The following is a 21614-nucleotide window of genomic DNA, read 5'->3' as shown; positions in this document are numbered from 1 at the left end:
CGGGTCACCCGCCAGTGCGGCGTTGATCTGCTCGGTGCTGGTGAGCACGACGGGGATGCCTTCCGCGGTAGCCATCGCAGCGGCCGAGATCTTGGTGGCCATGCCGCCGGTCCCCACCTTAGAACCACCCCGGGAGATATCGATGCCGGCGATGTCCTGCGGTGAGGTGACCAGCGGGATCTTCGTGGTGCCGGGGTGCCGGGGATGGCCGTCGTAGAGGGCATCGACGTCGGTGAGCAGCAACAGCGCGTCGGCGTTGACGATCTGCGCGACCAGGGCGGCGAGCCGGTCGTTGTCGCCGAAGCGAATCTCGTCGGTGGCGACCGTGTCGTTCTCGTTGATGATCGGCACGATCTCCAGCTCAAGCAGGCGCTCCAGGGTGCGGGACGCATTGACGTAGTGGCTGCGCCGGTGCATGTCGTTGGCGGTCAGCAGCACCTGCCCCACCTGGATCCCGTGCATCGTGAACGCTTGGGAGTAGGCCGTCATCAACAGACCCTGCCCAGCGCTCGCCGCCGCCTGCTGGGTGGCGAGGTCCTTGGGTCGCTTGCTCAGTCCCAACGGCTTCATGCCCGCGGCGATGGCGCCAGAGGACACCAGGACGACCTGGGTCCCGGACAGTGCGGTGCGGGCCAAGGAGGAGGCCAGAGCCTGCAGGCGAAATTCGTCTAGCCGTCCCTCGGGGTGGGTCAGGGACGAGGAGCCGACCTTGACGACCAGCCGCCGCGCGTCCCGGATGGCGCTGCGGTCGACGCTCTCGGGCATGGACAGAATACTATTACATCCCCCCACATACTCATGCATCCCTCACGGCGGCTCCTTGACGCTCCAGCCGCGCCGTGTCGTTGCTGGTCGAACGCGCGCGGCGCTGACTCTGCTCTAGTCGCGGTCCGTCCACATCCCCGCGCGTCGCTCGGCGGCGAGCTCCTCCCGCGCTGCCGTCTCCGCGTCCTTCTTGTCGTGGAAAGCGGTGCGCTTCTCCGACCGCGTCGGGCGGCTGCTCTCGTCCAGGCGCACGTCGGTGCCTCGGGGGGAGCCGAGCAGTTCGGCGCCAGAGGCCATGGTCGGCTCCCAGTCGAAGACCACTGCGTCGTCTGCTGCGCCGATCAGCACCGTCGAGCCAGACACTGCTCCAGCCTTGAGCAGAGCCTCCTCCACGCCGAGCCGGTTGAGCCGATCCGCGAGGTATCCGACGGCCTCGTCGTTGCTGAAGTCGGTCTGGCGCACCCAGCGGGTAGTCCGGTCCCCGACCACCCGGAAGACCTCGCCGTCTGTGGTCTGCTGCACCTCGATGGTGAAGCCCCGGTCGTCGATGGCCTTGGGCCGAAGGATGGTTCGGCTCGGCTCGGTGACTTCGTGATCCTCCCGGGCCTTCTTGACGTGCACAGCCAGGGCGAAGGTCAGCTCCTTGAGGCCGTAGTGCGCGACCGCTGAGACGATGTGCACTTGATACCCGGCCGCTTCCAGATCCGGCTTGACCATCTCGGCCAACTCCCGAGCCTCGGGGATGTCACTCTTGTTGAGGACGATGACGCGGACGCGCTCGGCCAACGGGATCCCACCGAGGGCACCGTGCGGGACGTAGGCGTCGAGCTCGGCCTCGATGACCTCTAGGTCGGTCAGGGGGTCACGACCGGGCTCCAGCGTGGCGCAATCAATGACGTGCACGAGCACGTGGCAGCGTTCCACGTGCCGGAGGAACTGCAGCCCCAGACCCTTCCCTTCGCTCGCCCCGGGGATCAGCCCCGGCACGTCGGCGATGGTGAACCGCTCGCCGCCCGCCGTCACGACGCCGAGGTTGGGGACCAGGGTGGTGAACGGGTAGTCGGCGATCTTAGGTCGGGCTGCCGAGAGCACCGAGACCAGGGAGGACTTGCCGGCCGAAGGGAAGCCGATCAGGGCCACGTCCGCGAGCGTCTTGAGCTCGAGGATGACCTCGGTCTCCTCGCCCGGCTCCCCGAGCAGCGCGAAGCCTGGCGCCTTGCGACGTGGCGACGCGAGAGCCTTATTGCCTAGCCCCCCACGCCCACCCTGGGCCGCGACATACTCCGTCCCGTCGCCGACGAGGTCGACCAGGACCTCCCCGCTGCGAGTAGTGACGACGGTGCCGCTCGGCACAGGCAGGATCAAGTCGGCTCCCTGGGCGCCGTTGCGCTCGTTGCCCTCCCCCTGATGGCCGCTGGGCGCGCTGCGGTGCGGACTGTGGTGGTAGTCGATCAGGGTGGTGATCTGGGAGTCGACGCGCAAGATGATGTCGCCGCCGTCGCCCCCGTTGCCGCCGTTGGGCCCACCGAGCGGCTTAAACTTCTCGCGGTGGACCGAGGCGACTCCCCGGCCGCCGCTGCCCGCGCGCAGGTTGAGGACGACACGGTCGACGAAGGTTGCCATGGGTTGATCCTCTCAGGGTCAGGGGGACGTGCCGGGAGCTGCGGTCAGGACGCTCGCCCGGTCGAAGACCGGCCGCAGACACCGCGACGCCGGAGGGGGCAGTGCCTCCCACCGGCGTCGAGCTGTCTATGAGCTGCGGCGTCGCTGACGCGCAGGTCTTGATCGTGCGGGGCCTGTCGTGCGTGGCTGCTGTCGGCGTGCGCCGGTCAGGCGTTGACGGTCAGGCGTTGACGGTCGCGGCGACGTCAGCAGCGACCACGTTGACCATCCGGCGTCCACGCTTGGCGCCGAACTCGACGACGCCGTCGACGAGCGCGAACAGCGTGTCGTCCTTGCCACGACCGACGCCATCGCCGGGGTGGAAGTGCGTGCCGCGCTGGCGGACGAGGATCTCACCGGTGCCGACGACCTGGCCGCCGAAGCGCTTGACGCCCAGACGCTGGGCGTTGCTGTCGCGCCCGTTGCGGGACGAGGACGCACCCTTCTTGTGTGCCATGGCTTGTGTCTCCTGAGTTGGCTAGTTGGTGAACGTCGCCGCTCAGGCGTCGATCGCGGTGATCTTGACCTGGGTCAGCGGCTGGCGGTGGCCCTGCCGCTTCTTGTACCCAGTCTTGTTCTTGTACTTCTGAATGATGATCTTGGGACCCTTGGTCGCCGCCATGACCTCGGCGGTGACGACGGCCTTGCCGAGGACGTCAGCGTCAGTGGTCACGGTGTCACCGTCGACCAGCAGGACGGGAGCCAGCTCCAAGGTGTCCCCAGGCTTGACCTCGACCTTGTCGATGGTCAGGACGTCGCCGACGGAAACCTTCTCCTGGCGGCCGCCAGCACGGACGATCGCGTACACGATGAACTCACTTCCTGCAGTCTTGTTGGGGTATGCAGCACCCGGTTGGTCTGGGCCGAGCCACCGCGTGGGCGTTGTCTCTCAGACCCGTCCCGGTGGGGGCGAACCGACGCACCAGCCTACCGTGTTGCACGCCCCTGAACCAAACTCACTCGGTGCTGGCGGACTCGCCGTGGGCTGGCGGGCCGGCGGGGGCGGAGGCGCGGCCACGCCGACGGCGTTTCGGCGCCGCTTCCGGCGTGGGTTCCGTCGTCGGCTCTGGTGTCGGTTCTGGCATGAACTCCGGGGCGGGCTCAGCTTCAGGGCTGACTGCTGCCATTTCTGGCACCACCGAGGCGGGTGCGTCCACGCTCTGCGCGGTCGACTCTTCCGGCGTCTCCGGGGCGTCCTCGGGCTGGGCGACCCCAGCCACCAGGGCGGCTGCGTGGGCGGCTGCCGCGATCTGCGCAGGCGTTGGGCCAACAGGGCTGGCCGGCGCGCTCTTGGCCTCGGCGCTGCTGCTCGAGCCGTTACCGCTGGACCCGCTTCCGCTGGACCCACTGCGGCCACGGCCGCGACCACGGCCGCGACTCGACACCTCGTTCGACGAGCTCGTCGACCCGTGGCTGGCGTGGTCGTGGTCGCCGTCCCCACCCTTGCCCATCGGCTCGGGGTGGACGATGATCCCTCGCCCGGCGCACTGGGCGCAGGTCTCGGAGAAGACGTCGATCAGCCCTGATCCCACGCGTTTGCGCGTCATCTGGACCAGGCCGAGCGAGGTCACCTCGGCGACCTGGTGCTTGGTCCGGTCCCGGCCCAGGCACTCGAGCAGGCGACGCACGACGAGGTCGCGGTTGCTCTCCAGGACCATGTCGATGAAGTCGATCACGATGATGCCGCCGATATCGCGCAGGCGGAGCTGGCGGACGATCTCCTCGGCCGCCTCGATGTTGTTCTTGGTGACCGTCTCCTCCAGGTTGCCACCGGACCCAGTGAACTTCCCGGTGTTGACGTCGACGACGGTCATCGCCTCGGTCCGGTCGATGACGAGCGACCCGCCGGAGGGCAGCCAGACCTTGCGGTCCATCGCCTTGGCGATCGCCTCGCTGACCCGGTAGGAGGCAAAGATGTCGTTCGCGCCGGTGTACTTCTCCACGCGGTCCGCCAGGTCAGGAGCCACGTCGTCGATATAGCGCTTGACCTCGGTCCACGCCTGCTCGCCAGAGACGACCAGCTTGGTGAAGTCCTCGGTGAAGACGTCCCGGATGACGCGCACGGTCATGTCCGGCTCACCGTGCAGGAGGGCCGGAGCACTCGCGGTCTTGCTCTTGGCCTCGAGGCGGTCCCAGGTGGTGGTAAGCCGGTCGACGTCCGCTCGCAGCTCGGCTTCGGAGGCGCCCTCGGCGGCGGTGCGCACGATCACGCCGGCATCGTCCGGCAAGACCTCTTTGAGGATCTTCTTGAGGCGGGCGCGTTCGTTCTCCGGCAGCTTGCGGGAGATGCCGGTCATCGAGTTGCCCGGCACGTAGACGAGGAAGCGGCCCGGCAGCGAGACCTGCGACGTCAGTCGGGCACCCTTGTGCCCGATCGGGTCCTTGGTCACCTGCACCAGGACGGACGCGCCGGATTTCAGCGCGTTCTCGATCCTCTTAGGTTCGTTGCCGACGAGACCGGCGGCGTCCCAGTTCACCTCGCCTGCGTAGAGCACGGCGTTACGGCCCTTGCCGATGTCGACGAAAGCGGCCTCCATGCTGGGGAGCACGTTCTGGACGCGTCCGAGGTAGACGTTGCCGACCATCGTGCTCTGCGCCGACCGGGAGACATAGTGCTCGATGGGCACACCGTCCTCCAGGACCGCGATCTGGGTACGGTCCTCCAGCCCACGCACGACCATGACGCGGTCGACACTCTCCCGGCGGGCCAGGAACTCGGCCTCGGTGATGATCGTGCGACGGCGGCCCGCTTCACGACCCTCGCGGCGACGCTGCCGCTTGGCCTCCAGCCGGGTCGAGCCACGGACTGAGGTGACCTCGTCGCGAGCTGAACGCTCGGGGCTGCTGACCGCCTCTCCGCGGCGGCGGCGACGGCGACGGCGAGTGCTGCTGTCCTCATCCCCGTCATCGTCGGTGGTGGCGCCCTCGTCTTGGCCATCCCCGTGGCTGCCCTGCTCCGACTGGCCCTGACTCTGGCTCTGGCTCTGCCCTTGGGCCTCCTCACCGCTGCCGCTGCGGGAGCCACGACGGCTCCGGCTGCGACGGCGGGAAGAGCCGCTGCCGGCCTGCTGGTCGGATTGCCCTTGCCCCTGCGGCGTCTCGTCGGCGGTCTGCGAGTCCTGAGCGCCTTCGGGGGTGTCGTCGTCGGAAGATTCCTCACCCCCGTCGTCCTCGCCAGCAGCACCCACCCTGCCACGCCGGCCCTTGCCACCCCGCCTGCGGCGGTTGTTGCTCCGGCTCGTGCCCGCCGCATCGTCAGCGTCGTCCTGACCCGAGTCGGATGAGCCCGCCGAATCGTCGGTGACAGTGTTGCTGTCCGTCTCGATGACCGGTGCGGGGGTGGTCACCCCAGAGACAGCGCGGCGAGAGCGCCGGCGCGGGATGTCGGTGAGGTCCGGGGCTTTGAAGACCAAGGCGAAAGAATTCGCCGGGGCGACCAGCTCGGGTGCTCTGTCCGCGTCCTCTTTTTCTGTGTCTTCCTCCCCTGCGTCGATCGTGTCTGCGACGTCGTCATCAGCGGGACTGGAACCCTCGAGGGCGTCGGGCTGCTCACTCGCGGGCTGCGAGACCTCAGCATCGACCTGCGCCCCCGTAGCGACGTCGACCGGTTCGGCCTCGACGGAGGTGAAAGATTCGTCATCTCCGCCGCTGGCAAGGAATGCCTGCGTCTGGCTGATGAGCTCCGCAGCTCGCTCTGCGCGGGCGGCTTCTTCTGAGGAGTTTACGTCGACATGTTCGTGAGACACGCGGTGTCCTTCCAGGTCACGCAGCGAGCCCACACCGGACCCCTCGAGGGTCCGCTCCCGCTCGTGACGCGGGTGCAGTCGTCCTGACCGGTCGGTCAGGACGGAAGTCATCCTGGTGCCACACACGGTTCGCGCGGGGGCGCGGCACCGGTAGGGCCGACGGAAGCCTGTCGATGCGCCAAGAAATCGGGCACCGAGCGTGCGGAGGTTGGTCGCACTGCTATGGACTCGCGTCGGGTCAGGCAGCGGTGTGGACCTCTGCTCAACCGTTCGTCAGTATCTCACACACACCCTGCTTCCGCGGCGCGAGCCGATGCTCGACCCGCGCGGCGGTAGTCTGGGGGAAGTGCTCGATGCCGAGTCCGATCGGGTCGGGCCGGTGTTGTCTGCGCCCGGCCCACCCCCGAACCCCATGAGGAAGACCAGTGCGCGTCTACAACTTCTCCGCAGGCCCTGCGACCATGCCCCTGGAGGTCCTCGAGCGCGCCCAGTCCGAGCTGACGGACTGGCACGGGTCCGGGATGTCGGTGATGGAGATGTCTCACCGCGGCAAAGAGTTCGTCGGGATCGCCGAGCAGGCAGAGGCCCGGATGCGCTCGCTGCTGTCGGTGCCTGACGACTACGAGGTCCTCTTCCTTCAGGGCGGAGCGACCGGGCAGTTCGCCGCGATCCCCCTCAACCTCACCGCCCCCGGCGACAGCGCGGCCTATGTCAACACGGGCGCCTGGAGCACGAAGGCGATCGCGGAGGCCGCCCGGTTCGTCCGGACCCAGGTCCTCGCGGACGAGTCGCAGTCCAACTACTCTTCCGTCCCGGAGGAAGGGTCGCTGCACGTCCCCTCCGACGCCGCGTACCTGCACTACACGCTCAACGAGACCATCGGCGGCGTGGAGTTCCCCTACATCCCGGACTCCGGTGCGGTCCCCTTGGTGACGGACGCCAGCTCCACGATCCTGTCCCGACCGATCGACGTGTCCCGCTTCGGCGTCATCTACGCCGGTGCACAGAAGAACCTCGGGCCCGCCGGGCTGGTCGTGGTCATCGTCCGCAAGGACCTCCTCGGCCGGGCCCGACCAGAGACCTCCACCGTGCTCGACTGGACCGCGATGGCCGCCTCGGGCTCCATGCTCAACACTCCCCCGACGTTGTCCTGGTATCTGGTCGCCCTGGTGCTGGAGTGGATCGAGCAGCAAGGAGGGGTCAGCGAGATGGCCCGTCGCAACCGCGCCAAGGCAGACCTCCTCTACGGTGCGATCGACGACTCTGACTTCTACTCCAACCCGGTGCAGCCCCGCGCCAGGTCCTGGATGAATGTCCCCTTCCTGGTGCCAGATCCTGCGCTGGAGAAGGAGTTCGTCACCCAGGCTGCCGCCGCGGGTCTCTCCGGCCTGTCCGGCCATCGCAGCGTGGGTGGGATGCGCGCCAGCATCTACAACGCGATGCCGCTGGAAGGTGTCACGGCGCTGGTGGCCTTCATGACTGACTTCGAGAAGCAGAACGGCTGAAGCATGACGATCTTCCCCATCCAGACCCTCAACGCGATCTCCCCGGTAGGCTTGCAGCGACTGGACCGCGACCACTTCGACATCGGCACCGCCATCGCGGACCCGCGCGGCATCCTGGTGCGCTCGGCCGACCTGCACTCGATGCAGATCCCACGCAGCCTCTATGCCGTGGCCCGCGCCGGTGCCGGGACCAACAACATCCCGGTCGAGAAATTGGCCGCCCTGGGGATCCCGGTGTTCAACACGCCAGGCGCCAACGCCAACGCGGTCAAGGAGCTGGTGATCGCCGGGATGCTGCTGGCTGCCCGGAACCTTTATCACGCCGCCGACTACACCCGCGACCTCGTCGCCGAGCTCGCCCTGTCCGGCAAAGAGTTGGACGCCCAGGTCGAGGCCGGCAAGAAGCAGTTCGCCGGCTTCGAGCTGCCCGGAAAGACCCTCGGCGTCATCGGTCTAGGGGCGATCGGCGTGCTCGTCGCCAATGCGGCCCACTCACTCGGGCTGAAGGTCCTGGGCTACGACCCTGCCGTGACGATCCAGAACGCCTGGCAACTCTCACCCAATGTCGAGCAGGTCAACAGCGTCGAGGAACTCTTCTCGCGCTCGGACATCGTCACACTGCACGTGCCGCTCGTGGAGGGGACGCGCGGGCTGGTCAACGCACAGCGAATCGCCCTCATGCCGGCGGACAGCGTGGTGCTCAACTTCGCCCGCGGCGGCGTGGTCGACGAGCCGGCGGTGCTCGAGGCGCTCGACTCAGGTCACCTCCGGGCCTACGTCAACGACTTCCCCACCGCCGCCGGAGCGGTGCACCCCAAGGTCATTGCGCTGCCCCACCTGGGCGCTTCCACCGGTGAGGCCGAGGACAACTGCGCGGTCATGGCCGTGGACCAGCTCGCGGACTATCTACTCAACGGCAACATCCGCAACTCGGTCAACTACCCGCAGGTGCAGATGGCCCGGGCTCCGGGCACCACCCGGCTGGGCATCTTCAACCAGAACAAGCCCAACATGATCGGCCAGATCACCGCGGTCCTGGCGCAGGCCGGTCTCAACGTGGCCGAGTTCACCAACAAGGCGCAAGGAGAGCACGCCTATACCTTGGTCGACGTGGAGGGCGAGGTCCAGGACGACCTCAAGGCGGCGATCCTGTCGATCGATGGCGTGATCAGGGCCAGGAAGATCTGAGCAGCATGCTCAGCCTCATCCTGGCCCTGGCCGCGAGGCCGCGCCGCGTCGGTGCGCGCCAAGGCCAGTGCGGGCTCAGTCGACGTAGAACTTGTCGAGCTCGTCCTTGTACTTGGTCACGACCTGCTTGCGCTTGAGCTTCATGCTCGGCGTCAGGTCCCCCTCTTCCACAGTCAGGTCGTGGTCGAGGATGTGGAACTTCTTGACCTGCTCCCAGCGGTCCAGTTGCCCGTTGAGCTCGTCGACATACCCCTGGACCATGTCCCGGCAGGCCTGCGAAGTGACGATCGTGGAGTAGGAATCGCCAGCCATGCCGTTCTTGGCGCCCCACGCGATTATGGCGTCAGGGTCGAGCGTGATGAGGGCGGAGACGAACTTGCGCCCGCTGCCCTCGATCACCAGTTGGCTGGCGTAGGGGCAGATGCCCTTGAACACCGATTCGATCCGGGACGGCGCGACATACTTGCCGCCCGAAGTCTTGAAGAGGTCCTTCTTGCGATCGGTGATGGTCAGGAAGCCCTGGGCGTCCACCTGACCGATGTCACCGGTGGCCAACCAACCGTCCGGGCTCAGTGCCTCCGCAGTCGCGTCCGGCAACTTGTGGTAGCCGGTGGTGACACCCGGGCCGCGGAGCAGGATCTCGCCGTCCTCGGCGATCTTGACCTCAGTGCCCGGCAGCGGCCAGCCCACCGAACCAAACTTGTACTGCCCGGGGTAGGGCCGGTTGACGACGCTCGCGGCGCTGGTCTCTGTGAGGCCGTAACCCTCGATGATGAGCAGGCCCATCGCGTCGAACCACTGGGCGACGTCCTGGTTGAGGGCGGCCGAGCCGGAGATGAAGAACCGCACCCTGCCGCCGAACCGGTCACGGATCTTGGAGAGCACGAGCTTGTCGGCAAGCTTGAACTTCCAGGCCAGCAGTCCACCCGGCTCACCACCGGCGCCACGGATCAGGCTGACCTCCTTGCCGACCGTGCTGGCCCAGTCGAAAAGCTTGGCCTTCACGCCGCCCTCGTCGGCCATCATCGTGGTGATCTTGCCGTAGGCCTTCTCGAAGATCCGGGGCGCCGCCCCCATGAAAGTCGGCTTGATGATGCCCACGTTCTCGACGATCAGCTCGACTCGGCCATCCACTGCGGTCGGGAAGCCCATCTGCAGCGGCAGCGTGAGCAGCACCTTGCCGAAGACGTGCGCGAGCGGCAGCCAGAGGAACTGCAGGTCACTTTGGGAGAGGATGCCGGTCGCCGCGACCGAGGCCGCCTCGTAGGTCCAGGCGGAGTGGGGCAGGCGCACACCCTTGGGCAGTCCGGTGGTGCCGGAGGTGTAGATGATGGTGGCGAGGTGCTCGGCGCGGGTCGCGTCGATGCGGCTGTCGACCAGGCCAGGCTCGGCCTCGAGCCGGGCGCGGCCACTCTCTTCGAGCTCGGCGAACGTCATCACCCACTCGTCCTCGTAGGTTCCGTCGATCAGGATGACCTTGACCACGTCCCCGAGGGACTCGCGGTGATCCAGCAGCTTGGCTAACTGGTCGGTGTCCTCCGCGATGATGACGCGGCTGCCAGAGTCGGCCACGATGTAGGACACGCCTTCGGCCAGAGTAGTGGGGTAAATCGTGGTCGTCGCAGCACCGGCGCACATCACCGCCAGGTCCGCTAGCACCCACTCGATGCGGGTGGACGCGGCCAGGGCAACGCGTTCCTCGGCTGCAACGCCCAGCTCGATCAGCCCCGCGGCCAGCGCGTAGGCGCGGTCACGGGTCTGCGTCCAGGTCAGCGACTCCCAGTCTCCCCCGACGGGATAGCGGAAGGCTTCGGTCGAGGGCAACGCCGCCACCCGACTCCTGAACATGTGGCCCACGGTGGGCTCACGGTCCTCGATCAGGCTGAGGTCGATCACCTCATCGGTCACGGAAAGCGCCATCGTCAACTCCTTTGTCGCAGGCCACGGATTTGACAACATCCTCGCAGGTTCGCCGCCGTCCACCAACTACCGTTCTCGGTGCTGCGCGCACGCCACCAGACCGACCGCCAACCAGCAGGCCAGCATCGAGGACCCGCCATAGGACAGGAACGGCAACGGAAGCCCGGTGACCGGCATGAGGCCTAGATTCATCCCGACGTTCTCAAAGATCTGAAAGCCCAACCACGCCCCGACACCAATGGCGACAAGCCGTCCGAAAGGGTCCTCGCAGCGCACGCCGACCAGCAGCGCCCGGACCACGAGGAAACCGAGCAGCAGGACCAACCCCACGGCGCCGAGGAAGCCGAGCTCCTCCCCCGCGACCGAGAAGATGAAGTCGGTGTACTGGAACGGGATGAAGCCGCCCTGGGTCTGCGGCCCCTGCCCCAGACCGGTGCCGCTCCACCCGCCGGAACCGATCGCTAGACGCACCTGTCTGGTCTGGTAGCCGATGCCCTGGGGGTCGAGGGCAGGGTCCGCGAACGCCAGCAGGCGTGCCACCTGATAAGGATCTAGCAGCGGTATGGAGACCGCCGCCACCACCGCAGCAACCGTCCCGGACAGCGCAGCAACCGTCCACCGCCAGGACGCGCCCGAGGCGGCCACCATCCCGATGGTGAGCATGCCCAGCACGAGGGCGCTGCCCAGGTCCGGCTGCAGCAGGATCAGCCCTACCGGCACGGCGGCGAGCACCCAGGCCACGACCACCTCGCGCCACGTAGGCGGTCGCAGTGGGTCGCGGCCCTCAGCCAGGATCATGGCGAGCCCGATGACCAAGCCGATCTTGGCCAGCTCGGCAGGTTGGAGCGAGAAGCCGCCGGGCAGGAAGAGCCAGGACCGGGAGCCATTGACGGTCTGGCCCACGGGGCTCAGGACAAGCAGCAGCCCGGCTACTCCGCCCAGGTAGATCCACGCCGCCCCCGCCCGCAGCCAGCGCACGTCGAGAGCGACCAGGATGAGCGCGAGCGTCATCCCTATCGCTGCGTTGATGAGATGGCGGATGGCGAGCGCGGCGCCGACCGTGTCGTGCGTCGCGGACCAGACCAGCACGGCACCGACCAGGGAAAGCCCGAGCGCAGCCACGAACAGTCCCCATTCGGTCCGCGCATACCTGGCTCGGAGGCGATCGGGGGCGGCGTGCACGTCAGCAGATCTGCGGCTAGCGCAGGAGCAGGGCGCGGGTCGCCTCGACATCCGTGGCGATCGTCTGCAGCAACTTCTCGATGGACTCAAACTTGACGTTGCCACGCAGCCGCTGCACGAATTCCACCCAGACGGTCTCGCCATACAGGTCCAGGTCGGTCCGGTCCAGGACGTAGGCCTCGACCGTGCGCTGCAGGACATCGTCGAAGGTCGGGTTGGTCCCGACGGAGATAGCCGCTGGCAATCGTCGGTCCGGGTGGTCCTGCGCCAAGGCGGGGCGCTCCAGCCACCCGGCGTAGATGCCGTCGGTGGGGATGAGCCCGTCGCTGTCCGGTGCGAGGTTGGCGGTCGGGTAGCCCAGCTCTCGGCCGCGGTGGTGCCCGTGGACCACTTCTCCGGACACGCGGTGCGGCCGGTCCAGGATCTGCGTGGCGGTGGCGATGTCGCCGTCGGCCAGCGCCGTCCGCAGGGCGGTGGAGGACCACACCCGCTGCCCCTCCTCGACCTCGCCGACGGTGCGCTGGACGACCACCTCGAAGCCATGCTTGTCCCCCAGCTCACGCATCGTGGTGATGTCACCGCTGTTGCGCAGACCGAACCGCGAGTCATGCCCCAGGACGACGACCGCGCTGCGCAGACCATCGACGAAGGTCTCCACGACGAAGTCCTCAGGGGTGAGCTGGGCGTACTCCTTGGTGAACTCGATGACGACTACCCCGTCCAGGCCCAGCTCTTCGAGCAGGTCGAGCCGATGCTCCAGTCCCGCGATAGCCTCCGGCGCACGCTCGGGGTGCAGCACTGCGACGGGATGCGGATCGAACGTGACGGCCACGCTGGCCAGTCCGCGTTCTCTCGCGATGCGCACGACGGTGGACAGGACAGCTCGATGCCCGCGATGCACCCCGTCGAAGTTGCCAAGAGTGGCGACGGTGGGGCCCAGATCGGCGGGGACCTCGTCCATGCTTTTCCAGCGGTGCACGGGCGCCACTCTACTTCTGCCCGGCAGGTGCCAGGACCACGTGGGGGCGGGCGCGGACGTCGCTCTCGTCCAGGATCGCGACGAGGGTGCCGTCGGGCCCGAAGGCAGCCACCGGCTGCGTGCGCCCGGGCTCGGCCGAGTCGATGCGCTGACCAAAACTGAGGGCACGCGCCTGCGGCTCGGTCAGCTCGCGGGCGGGCAGCGCCGCACGCGCCGCCACCGCGAGGTCGATCAGGTAGGCCGCCGGCCCGGCCCCGGTGTCGGGGTCGAGCTGCTCGAGCGTCGCTGCACGCTCCAGGGTGAGGTCGCCCACCCGAGTGCGCCGAAGGGCCGTCAGGTGGCCACCGACACCCAGCGCCGTGCCAAGGTCACGGGCCAGCGCCCGGACATAGGTGCCGGAGGACACCTCGACCTCGACGTCCAGGTCGAGCACGGTGCGGTCTTCCAGCCGGCTGCGCCGGAGCGTGAGCACGTCGAATCGGCTGACGGTGACCGGCCGAGCGGCGAGCTCAACGTCCTGGCCGGCGCGGACGCGCGCGTAGGAGCGCTGCCCCTCGATCTTGATCGCACTGACCGAGCTGGGGACCTGGTGGAGGTCACCGGTCAGCGCAGCCACCGCGTCTGCCACCTGCTGGTCGCTCACGTCGCCGGCATCAGCGCCGCCGGTGAGCTCACCCTCGGCGTCGTCGGTCACGGTGCTCTGTCCCAGCCGCACGGTCGCGACATACCCCTTGTCGTGGCCGACGAGGAACGTGAGCAGCTTGGTGCCCTTGTTGACCCCTAGGACCAGCACGCCAGTCGCCATCGGGTCAAGCGTGCCTGCGTGGCCCACCCGGCGCGTGCCGCAGAGCCGGCGAACGCGGCCGACCACGTCGTGACTGGTCCAACCGGCGGGTTTGTCGACGACGAGCAGACCCTCACTCATCGTCGCCGACGGCGTCCTCGTCGAGCGCTCGTGGCTTCTTATAGGGATCTTCGTCGCCGGCGTAGGCGAGGTTGCGGGCCGCCGCCAGCGCTGCGTCACGTTCGGCGACCTTGCGAAGCAGCTCGTTGAGGTGCTGGGCATCCTCCGGGAGCGCGTCGAGGATGAACTCCAGGCTGGGCGTGAGCCGGATGCCCAGACCCTTACCGACAAAGGACCGCAGACGACCCCGGTAGGTCTCCAGGATCTCGCCAGCGATCTCCCGGTCCTCGGTGGAGCCGAGCACGGTGTAGAAGACGCTGGCTTGCTGCAGGTCACCGGTGACGCGGGCATCGGTGATGGTGATGAACCCAACACGCTCGTCCTTGACGACCTGGGACAGCCCCTGCGTCACCAATTGCTTGATCCGCTCCGCGATCCGCCGTGAGCGCGCGTGGTCGGTCATGAGTCCTCCTGGAGTCGTCATAGAAAGATGAGTGGACGGCCCCGACCATCTTACGGACCCGTGACGGGGCGCTGGTGCGTCCGCCTTCGCCGCACGAGTTCGGGCCCGGTGCGCCGCCCCGAAGAGCGGTGCACCGAGCCCGAGTCACGAGCCTGCTGTGGTGCCTCAGGTGCGCGGGATCTCGCGCATCTCATAGGTGGTGATGAGGTCGTCGGTCTGGACGTCGTTGAACGAGCCCAGGTTGATACCGCACTCGAAGCCGTCGCGGACCTCGGTGACGTCATCCTTGAAGCGACGCAGACCGGCGATCTCGAGGCCTTCGGTGACGACGACCCCGGAACGCGTGATGCGCGCCTTGGCGCCACGGGTGATCTTGCCGCTACGCACCAGCGAGCCTGCCACGTTGCCGAACTTGGAGCTACGGAAGACCTCGCGGATCTCGGCGGTGCCGGTCTCCACCTCCTCGTACTCCGGCTTGAGCATGCCCTTCAGCGCGTTCTCGATGTCCTCGATCGCCTGGTAGATCACGCTGTAGTAGCGGATCTCGACGCCTTCCTTCTCGGCGTACTCGGCGTTCTGACCCTCAGCCCGGACGTTGTAGCCCAGGATGATCGCGTCGGAGGCGACCGCGAGGTTGATGTTGTTCATCGTGATGGCACCGACGCCGCGGTCGATGATCCGCAGATCCACCTCGTCGCCGACGTCGATCTGCAGCAAGGCATCCTCGAGCGCCTCGACCGAGCCGGACACGTCGCCCTTGAGGATGAGGTTGAGCGTCTCGACCTTGCCCTGAGCGAGGGCCTCGTTGAGGTCCTCCAGGCTGATCCGCTTGCGCGACTTGGCCAGCGCGGCCTGCCGGTCGGCAGCCTCGCGCTTCTCGGCGATCTGACGAGCAGTCCGGTCGTCGCGAGCCACCAGGAAGGTGTCACCAGCGCGGGCCACGGTGTCAAGACCCAGGACCTGCACAGGGCGGGACGGGGTCGCCGAGGTCACATTGTTGCCGTGCTCATCAAGCATGGCGCGGACGCGTCCATGACTGCCTCCGGCGACGATGGCGTCACCGACGCGCAGCGTGCCCTGCTGGACCAGCACCGTCGCGACCGCTCCGCGACCACGGTCGAGGTTGGCCTCGATCGCAATGCCTCGGGCGTCCTTGTCGGGGTTGGCGCGCAGATCCAGCGCGGCATCTGCCGTGAGCAGGACCGCGTCGAGGAGTTGGTCGATGTGCTGGCCCAACTTGGCCGAGACATCGACAAACATCGTCTCGCCGCCATACTCCTCAGCCACCAGGTTGTACTCCGTGAGCTGCTGGCGGATCTTGGACGGGTTGGCGCCCTCGACGTCGATCTTGTTGACCGCGACGACGATCGGCACGTCGGCCGCCTGAGCGTGGTTCAGCGCCTCGATGGTCTGAGGCATCACGCCGTCGTCGGCCGCCACCACGAGGATCGCGATGTCGGTCACCTTGGCACCACGAGCACGCATGGCGGTGAACGCCTCGTGACCCGGAGTGTCGATGAAGGTGATCTTGCGCTCTACGCCTTCGTGCTCGGTCCGGACCTGGTAGGCACCGATGTGCTGGGTGATGCCGCCGGCCTCGCCAGCGCCGACCTCGGCCTCGCGGATCGCGTCCAGGAGTCGAGTCTTTCCATGGTCGACGTGACCCATGACAGTCACGACCGGGGGACGTGGCTGCAGGTCCTCGTCCGACTCCGCCTCGATCTCGGCTTCCAGGTCGAGACCGAAGGCGCTGAAGAGCTCACGCTCCTCCTCCTCCGGCGACACGACGCGGATCTTGTAGTCGAGCTCGTCACCGAGGATCCCGAAGGTCACCTCGTCCAGCGACTGCGTCGCCGTCGCCATCTCGCCAAGGTGGAAGAGCACGGTCACCAGCGATGCCGGGTCGACGTTGATCTTGTCCGCGAAGTCGGACAACGAGGCACCACGGCGGACAGTCACGACCATCCCCCTGCCGCGCGGGACGTTGACGCCGCCGATGGCGGGCGCCTGCATCTGCTCAAACTCTGCGCGCTTGGCACGCTTGGACTTGCGGCCGCGGACCTTCCCGCCGCCTCGTCCGAACGCACCCTGCGTGCCGCCACGACCCCGCGGGCCGCCGCCGCGTCCACCCGGACCGCGGAAACCTCCGCCACCGGCCGGGGCGCCGCCTGGCGCACCTGGACGTCCACGCCCGCCACCGGGGCCCGTGGGGCGCTCACCGGGGCGCGGCACCGCGGCGCGCTCGGGCATCATGCTCGGCTTGGGACCACCTGGACGGGCCGCGGGGCGCGGACCACCAGGGCCGGCCGCCGCAGCACCACGACTTCCACGGGGACGCGGCATGCCCTGGCTGGGCGCGAACGGGTTGTTGCCCGGACGGGGCGCGCCACCACGCTCTCCACGCTCACCGCCGGAGGGGCGCTCGCCGCGCTCGCCACCCGAGGGGCGGCGCTCCCGGCCCATGCCCTGGCTGGGCGCGAACGGGTTGTTGCCTGGACGCGGGCCTGGCTTGACTCCGGGGCGCGCCGTCGTCGACGCCCTCGACGGCACGTCGCCGTCACTGTCGGGCGTGTCGGCGGACGCGGCCTGGGGTGCCGGCTGGCTCGGAGCTGAATCAGTGGGCGCAGGCGCGCTTGCAGCAGGCGCGCTGGGCTCAGGCGTGCTCGCCGAAGGTGCACTCGGCGCAGGCGTGCCGGAAGCCGGCGCACTCGCTGCCGGCGGGGTGTCGACGACCGCGCTCTCTGCCGCCTTGATCGGCGCCGGGGCGGCCTGCTTTGCCGGACCGGGGCGCGGGGCACCGGCTCCCGGCTTCGAAGTGGGCGAGGCGCTGGGGCGCGCAGCAGCCTTCTTGTCCGCGGCGGCCTTCTTGGCCGACGCCGGCGGAGCTTCACGAATCTTACGGACGACAGGGGGTTCGATCGTCGACGATGCCGAGCTGACGAACTCTCCCTGCTCCTTCAGGTGGGCGAGCAGTTCTTTGCTCTCGACCCCGAGCTCTTTGGCGAGCTCATAGACCCTGAGTTTAGCCACGGTGTGGTGTCTCCTTGAGGTTGCGCCACGACCGGGCCCACAGGGGGCACTGCCGTGACTAGTGCTGTTGGGTGCTCATCGCTGAGTACTCATCGGGTGCTCATCAGCGTCAAACCCGCTTCCGGATCCTCGATGACAGGTCCTCTTGGTGGACCCGCCCGGTGCTTCGCTCGGACCTGTTGGTCCGAGCGTCCTTTGTCACTCTCACGCCTCACTGCTGCGCGAGCCACTCTTGCACTGCGGAGGCGTCGACCGAGGCCTTGGCCGGTAGGCGAAGGGCCCGACCGAACGCACGTCGTGCGATGGCGGTGCTGAGGCACTTCGGGTCAGGATGCACGTAGGCACCTCGCCCCTGGCCTCGTCGAGGCCCGTCAGGGACGACCAACCACGGTGACGTGGCATGGGCGCCAACAACGGCGACGACCCGCAACAGTGCGGACTGCTCGACCCGACTTCGACATCCCACGCACGTCCGAACCGGCGCGCGGGGCGCGCTGGATCGTGCAGCATGGTCGGAGCCTGCCCGAACAGCGAGATCTAGTCTACACGGGTCAGTCGTCGGCACCGGCGCTCGACCCGTCCTCCACCTGCTCCTCGGTGTCTGCCCGGATGTCGATCTTCCAACCTGTCAGTCGGTGAGCCAGTCGCGCGTTCTGTCCCTCGCGACCGATGGCCAGCGACAACTGATAGTCCGGGACCACCACCCGCACCTGGCGGGTCTTCATGTCGACGATCCGCGCCGACTGCACCTTGGCCGGCGAGAGCGCCGAAGCTACGAAGGTCTCCGGGTCCTCGCTGAAGTCGACGATGTCGATCTTCTCGCCCTGCAACTCAGCCATCACGGAGCGAACCCGCTGCCCCATCGGCCCGATGCATGCACCCTTGGCGTTGACGCCAGGCACGGTCGCGTGGACGGCGATCTTGGTCCGGTGACCCGCTTCCCGGGCGATTGCCGCGATCTCGACGCTGCCGTCGGCGATCTCGGGGACCTCGAGCGCGAATAGCCGGCGGATGAGGTTGGGGTGGGTCCGCGACAGCATGATCTGCGTGCCGCGGAAGCCGCGCTTGGCGCTGACGACGTAGCAGCGGAGTCGCTGGCCGTGCTCGTAGCGCTCCCCCGGCACCTGCTCGGCCGTGGGCAGCTCGCCCTCGACCGTGCCGAAGTCGACGAGCACGAAGCGGGGGTCGTTGGACTGCTGGATGACGCCACTGGCGATGTCACCCTCCCGGGCGCGGAAGTCACCGAGCACGGCATCGTCCTCCAGCTCGCGCATGCGCTGCGTGATGACTTGGCGGGCGGTTGCCGCAGCCACGCGGCCGAAACCCTCCGGGGTGTCCGCGAACTCGGGTCCAAGCTCACCGCGGCTCCCGTCCTCGAGCACCGGGGCGTCCTCCCGAGCCCACACGACGACCTGGCCCGCCTTGCGGTCCAGCTCGACGCGGGCGTGACGAAAACTGCCCTCCTCCTTGAGGTACGCCGAGAGAAGGGCGGCCTCGATGGCTTCCACGATGATGTCCATCGGAATCTCCCGCTCGCGCTCCAGGAGCCGCAGCGCCGCCATATCGATATCCATCAGGTGTCCTTTCGCTCGGGTCGGGAGAACTCGACCTGCACAGTGGCCTTGGTCACATCTGACCAGGGCAGGTGGGTGGGCGGGGTGCCGTCCAGCTCGAGGCCGTCGGCGTTGACCGCGATCAGACGCGCGGCCGGGGTCGTGCCGTCCGCTAGCGTGAGCGCCAGGAGCCGGCCGACGTTGCGACGGAACTGCGCCGGGGTAGTGAGTGGGCGGTCGAGGCCGACCGAACTGACCTCCAGCGTGTAGGGCGCCTGGCCAAGGACGTCGGACTCGTCGAGGGCGGTCGACACCACGCGTGTGGCACCGGCGATCTCGTCGAGGCTCAGCGGCTCAACCACGCTCGTGGCGTCGTCCGTCGGGAGGCCGGAGAGGTCGCGCGCCAAGAAGATCCGCACCAGGCGCCGCTTGCCCGCCTGCTGGACGTGGACGTGGTCGACGACGGCAACGCAGTCATCACCGCTGCCGGCCAGTGCGTCGGAGACGGTCGTGGTGATCGATTCGGCGCGTGCCTGGGCGTCCAACGGCCTGCCTCCTGACTCTCTTCTGATGTGGGGATCTGTTCGTGAGTGATGCGCGTGCATTCCGACGGACGGGCCGGAACGATCTAGCCTACCGTCTGAGATGATCGCCGTCATGCCCCACGACCCGTCACGCCGCCTGTTGTTGCGTGGCCTCGTGCTGGCCGGGGCGACCATGGCCCTCGCCGGATGCGACGAGGCTGCCGGAAGGCTTCCCCCGTCGCCGACCGCGGGCGTCGAGCCGGACGACCCGCAGACCTGGCCCCCCGACACCGAGTTGCTCATCAGCGCTCGCCAACGGGTGCACAGTTTCCTGCTGGCAGCCGGCGCGGTGGCCGGGGCCACCGGCCGCATGCGCCAGCTCACGCGGCTATGGGGCACGGAGCTGTCCACGCTCGAGCAGCTCATCACGCTCGGCGGCGTCCCCTTGCCCGAGCTCCGCCGGGCCCCGGTCACCGACGCCCCAGCCGATGACGAGGCTGCCTCGACCTCATCGTCATCTTCCGGGTCTGCCTCTGGTCCTGGACCGGACGACTCCTCCTCCACCAGCGACGAAGCCAGGAAGATCAAGCCTCTGGAGCTCGGGCGCGCGCTGCGACGCGCGGTCCCTGACTTTGTCGCCGAGATCGCGTCGGCGAGCCCGAGCAACCTGGCGCTCCTGACCAGCCTGGTGGCGCAACAGGCGGCGAGCGCCGAGCTGCTCGGGGCACCCGTCGACTGGAGCCCTCTGGTCGCGCCGGAGGGAGCCGCGGCAGTTCCGCTCCTGGCGGCCGCCCGCCCGGCCATCTTCGGCCTGGAGGTGGTCGCCGCTCGTTCCCGCGGCGAGGAACGAGCGAAGTACGAGCAGGTCCTCGACGGGGTACGCGCCCTCACCCGACACCTGACCACCTTGGCCGGCGCGGCCGCGCCGGTGGCACCCCTGGGCTACGACCTGCCGGGGCCCCTGGAGACCGCCGAGCAACGTCTTGACCTGGCACGAGCGCTCGTCGCCGACATCGCGCCGGCGGCGCTCGGCACGGTGCAACGCGTCCGTGGCCAGATTGACCCGCTCTTCGGCGTGGTCCGTGTGGTCACCGAGTCAGTCACCTGGACACGCACGCTGGGGGCCACGATCGCCCCCTTCCCTGGCATGACCCTGCCCGGGTGACCTGGCAGCGCCCAATCGTGACGGCCCGTCGATGACGTCGTATCCAGCCGTCCTACTCCCGGACGAGTTCGTGCGCATCGTCTCCAGGCATCAACCCGACGGTGAGCATCTGCACCCGCCGCAGCATCGACGGGTCTGGCGCCCGGATGGGGCGACCTGGCTGCGCGCGCTCCCTGGCCTGGTCGAGCAGGCCCTCGGACGCTGGCACCTGGAGGTCGAGGAGTCCCTGCCGCTGCGCTGGGGGTTCACCGCGCTGGTGATCCCGGTCCGCCGACCGGAGGGCGATCCCGGGGTGCTCAAGGTGGGGTGGCCGCATCCAGAGGCAGACGTCGAGCACCTGGTTCTGCGTGCATGGAACGGCCACGGCGCGGTCCGGTTGCTTGCCGCCGAGCCGACGGACACGACCTACCTCCTCGAGCGGCTGGAGGCCGAACGCGACCTGCGGACCACCTCGGTGCAGGAAAGCAGCGAGGTGCTCGGTCAACTGCTGCGCACCCTGGACCGACCCGCGCCACCGTGGGCCCACTCCCTGACCGAGGAATGGCAGGTGTTGGCGGATGAGACAGCCGCAGCAATCGCCGATCCCACTGCGGCACATCGCTTTCCGCGCAGGATGCTGCAGCATGCCCAGGCCCTGGCCAGGGACACTTTGGCCGAGACGGGATCCGACCGCCGGCTCGTGCACACCGACCTGCACCACGGCAATGTGCTCTGGCGGCCGGACCCCGGCGAGTGGGTCGCGATAGACCCCAAGGTGGTCGCCGGGGACCCCCACTGGGCCGTCGCGCCGGCACTCTGGAACCGATGGGAGGATGCGCTCGCTGCCCACGATCTGGGCACCCACCTCCTCTTCCGCCTCGACCTGATCTGCGAGGGTGCCGGACTGGACCGGGATCGCGCCCGAGACATGACGATCCTGCGACTGACGCAGAAGGCCTTGTGGGCCATCCGGCGAGGTGGCGTCGAGTCAGGAGACGACCTCACCACGGCGATCGCGGTCATCAAGGCCATGCAGCGCGGCTGACGAC

Annotated in this window: 18 protein-coding genes; 4 read left to right on the top strand and 14 right to left on the bottom strand. The window is 68.4% G+C overall.

The window, feature by feature from the left end; genetic code table 11:
* The 5 genes from proB to Q4P07_RS04325 form a co-directional block, all read right to left on the bottom strand.
* A partial coding sequence (proB, locus tag Q4P07_RS04345) for a glutamate 5-kinase (RefSeq protein WP_303373674.1) occupies positions 1-765 on the bottom strand: 765 nt, incomplete at its 3' end.
* A gap of 114 nt (positions 766-879) precedes the next feature.
* Positions 880-2388 carry a GTPase ObgE gene (gene obgE / locus Q4P07_RS04340; protein WP_303373673.1) on the bottom strand — a complete coding sequence of 503 codons (1509 nt, stop codon included), beginning with the start codon at positions 2386-2388 and terminating at the stop codon, positions 880-882.
* A gap of 220 nt (positions 2389-2608) precedes the next feature.
* Entirely contained in the window at positions 2609-2884 is a 276-nt protein-coding gene (rpmA, locus tag Q4P07_RS04335; protein WP_303373672.1) for a 50S ribosomal protein L27, read from the bottom strand.
* A 42-nt stretch (positions 2885-2926) separates the two neighbouring features.
* Positions 2927-3235 carry a 50S ribosomal protein L21 gene (gene rplU, locus Q4P07_RS04330; RefSeq protein ID WP_303373671.1) on the bottom strand — a complete coding sequence of 103 codons (309 nt, stop codon included), beginning with the start codon at positions 3233-3235 and terminating at the stop codon, positions 2927-2929.
* A gap of 148 nt (positions 3236-3383) precedes the next feature.
* Positions 3384-6173 carry an Rne/Rng family ribonuclease gene (locus tag Q4P07_RS04325; protein ID WP_303373670.1) on the bottom strand — a complete coding sequence of 930 codons (2790 nt, stop codon included), beginning with the start codon at positions 6171-6173 and terminating at the stop codon, positions 3384-3386.
* 425 nt (positions 6174-6598) lie between these two features.
* Between Q4P07_RS04325 and serC the strand changes: the two genes are divergently transcribed.
* Both serC and Q4P07_RS04315 read left to right on the top strand, forming a co-directional pair.
* Positions 6599-7678 (top strand): 3-phosphoserine/phosphohydroxythreonine transaminase, encoded by a 1080-nt coding sequence (gene serC, locus Q4P07_RS04320; RefSeq protein WP_303373669.1) that lies wholly within the window; start codon positions 6599-6601, stop codon positions 7676-7678.
* A gap of 3 nt (positions 7679-7681) precedes the next feature.
* Positions 7682-8866, top strand: coding sequence for a phosphoglycerate dehydrogenase (locus Q4P07_RS04315; RefSeq protein ID WP_303373668.1), 1185 nt, complete (start codon positions 7682-7684; stop codon positions 8864-8866).
* A gap of 75 nt (positions 8867-8941) precedes the next feature.
* Here the strand turns inward: Q4P07_RS04315 and Q4P07_RS04310 are convergent, their stop codons facing one another.
* From Q4P07_RS04310 to rimP, 9 genes are all read right to left on the bottom strand, one after another.
* Positions 8942-10786, bottom strand: coding sequence for a long-chain fatty acid--CoA ligase (locus Q4P07_RS04310; RefSeq protein WP_303373667.1), 1845 nt, complete (start codon positions 10784-10786; stop codon positions 8942-8944).
* Positions 10787-10852: 66 nt separating this feature from the next.
* Positions 10853-11968 carry a rod shape-determining protein RodA gene (rodA, locus tag Q4P07_RS04305; protein WP_303373666.1) on the bottom strand — a complete coding sequence of 372 codons (1116 nt, stop codon included), beginning with the start codon at positions 11966-11968 and terminating at the stop codon, positions 10853-10855.
* A 16-nt stretch (positions 11969-11984) separates the two neighbouring features.
* Positions 11985-12947 (bottom strand): bifunctional riboflavin kinase/FAD synthetase, encoded by a 963-nt coding sequence (locus tag Q4P07_RS04300; protein WP_303373665.1) that lies wholly within the window; start codon positions 12945-12947, stop codon positions 11985-11987.
* A 10-nt stretch (positions 12948-12957) separates the two neighbouring features.
* Positions 12958-13872, bottom strand: coding sequence for a tRNA pseudouridine(55) synthase TruB (gene truB, locus Q4P07_RS04295; RefSeq protein WP_303373664.1), 915 nt, complete (start codon positions 13870-13872; stop codon positions 12958-12960).
* Positions 13865-14314 carry a 30S ribosome-binding factor RbfA gene (gene rbfA, locus Q4P07_RS04290; protein WP_303373663.1) on the bottom strand — a complete coding sequence of 150 codons (450 nt, stop codon included), beginning with the start codon at positions 14312-14314 and terminating at the stop codon, positions 13865-13867. Before rbfA ends, truB begins: the two co-directional genes overlap by 8 nt.
* A 165-nt stretch (positions 14315-14479) precedes the next feature.
* Positions 14480-17344 carry a translation initiation factor IF-2 gene (gene infB, locus Q4P07_RS04285; RefSeq protein ID WP_303373662.1) on the bottom strand — a complete coding sequence of 955 codons (2865 nt, stop codon included), beginning with the start codon at positions 17342-17344 and terminating at the stop codon, positions 14480-14482.
* Positions 17345-17555: 211 nt separating this feature from the next.
* Entirely contained in the window at positions 17556-17810 is a 255-nt protein-coding gene (locus Q4P07_RS04280; protein ID WP_303373661.1) for a YlxR family protein, read from the bottom strand.
* Between the two features lie 85 nt (positions 17811-17895).
* Positions 17896-18918, bottom strand: a complete 1023-nt coding sequence (nusA, locus tag Q4P07_RS04275; RefSeq protein ID WP_303373660.1) for a transcription termination factor NusA — start codon at positions 18916-18918, stop codon at positions 17896-17898.
* Positions 18918-19442 (bottom strand): ribosome maturation factor RimP, encoded by a 525-nt coding sequence (gene rimP / locus Q4P07_RS04270; RefSeq protein WP_303373659.1) that lies wholly within the window; start codon positions 19440-19442, stop codon positions 18918-18920. The genes nusA and rimP overlap by 1 nt, the downstream gene beginning before the upstream one ends.
* Positions 19443-19542: 100 nt before the next feature.
* Between rimP and Q4P07_RS04265 the strand changes: the two genes are divergently transcribed.
* Together Q4P07_RS04265 and Q4P07_RS04260 are read left to right on the top strand one after the other, a co-directional pair.
* Positions 19543-20586, top strand: coding sequence for a DUF4439 domain-containing protein (locus Q4P07_RS04265; protein ID WP_303373658.1), 1044 nt, complete (start codon positions 19543-19545; stop codon positions 20584-20586).
* A 31-nt stretch (positions 20587-20617) separates the two neighbouring features.
* A complete protein-coding gene (locus tag Q4P07_RS04260; protein WP_303373657.1) occupies positions 20618-21610 on the top strand; it encodes an aminoglycoside phosphotransferase family protein in 993 nt (330 codons plus the stop codon).
* Positions 21611-21614: the final 4 nt, after the last annotated feature.

The sequence above is a fragment of the Ornithinimicrobium sp. genome (assembly GCF_030537745.1).
Taxonomy (GTDB): Bacteria; Actinomycetota; Actinomycetes; order Actinomycetales; family Dermatophilaceae; genus Ornithinicoccus.
This window is presented reverse-complemented; position numbering and strand designations above follow the sequence as displayed.

Coding starts and splice junctions, on each gene's coding strand:
- Q4P07_RS04260 (WP_303373657.1), top strand. CDS start 20,618: ATGACGTCGTATCCAGCCGTCCTACTCCCGGACGAGTTCGTGCGCATC.
- Q4P07_RS04310 (WP_303373667.1), bottom strand. CDS start 10,786: ATGGCGCTTTCCGTGACCGATGAGGTGATCGACCTCAGCCTGATCGAG.
- Q4P07_RS04315 (WP_303373668.1), top strand. CDS start 7,682: ATGACGATCTTCCCCATCCAGACCCTCAACGCGATCTCCCCGGTAGGC.
- nusA (WP_303373660.1), bottom strand. CDS start 18,918: ATGGATATCGATATGGCGGCGCTGCGGCTCCTGGAGCGCGAGCGGGAG.
- rbfA (WP_303373663.1), bottom strand. CDS start 14,314: ATGACCGACCACGCGCGCTCACGGCGGATCGCGGAGCGGATCAAGCAA.
- Q4P07_RS04265 (WP_303373658.1), top strand. CDS start 19,543: ATGATCGCCGTCATGCCCCACGACCCGTCACGCCGCCTGTTGTTGCGT.
- rpmA (WP_303373672.1), bottom strand. CDS start 2,884: ATGGCACACAAGAAGGGTGCGTCCTCGTCCCGCAACGGGCGCGACAGC.
- obgE (WP_303373673.1), bottom strand. CDS start 2,388: ATGGCAACCTTCGTCGACCGTGTCGTCCTCAACCTGCGCGCGGGCAGC.
- truB (WP_303373664.1), bottom strand. CDS start 13,872: ATGAGTGAGGGTCTGCTCGTCGTCGACAAACCCGCCGGTTGGACCAGT.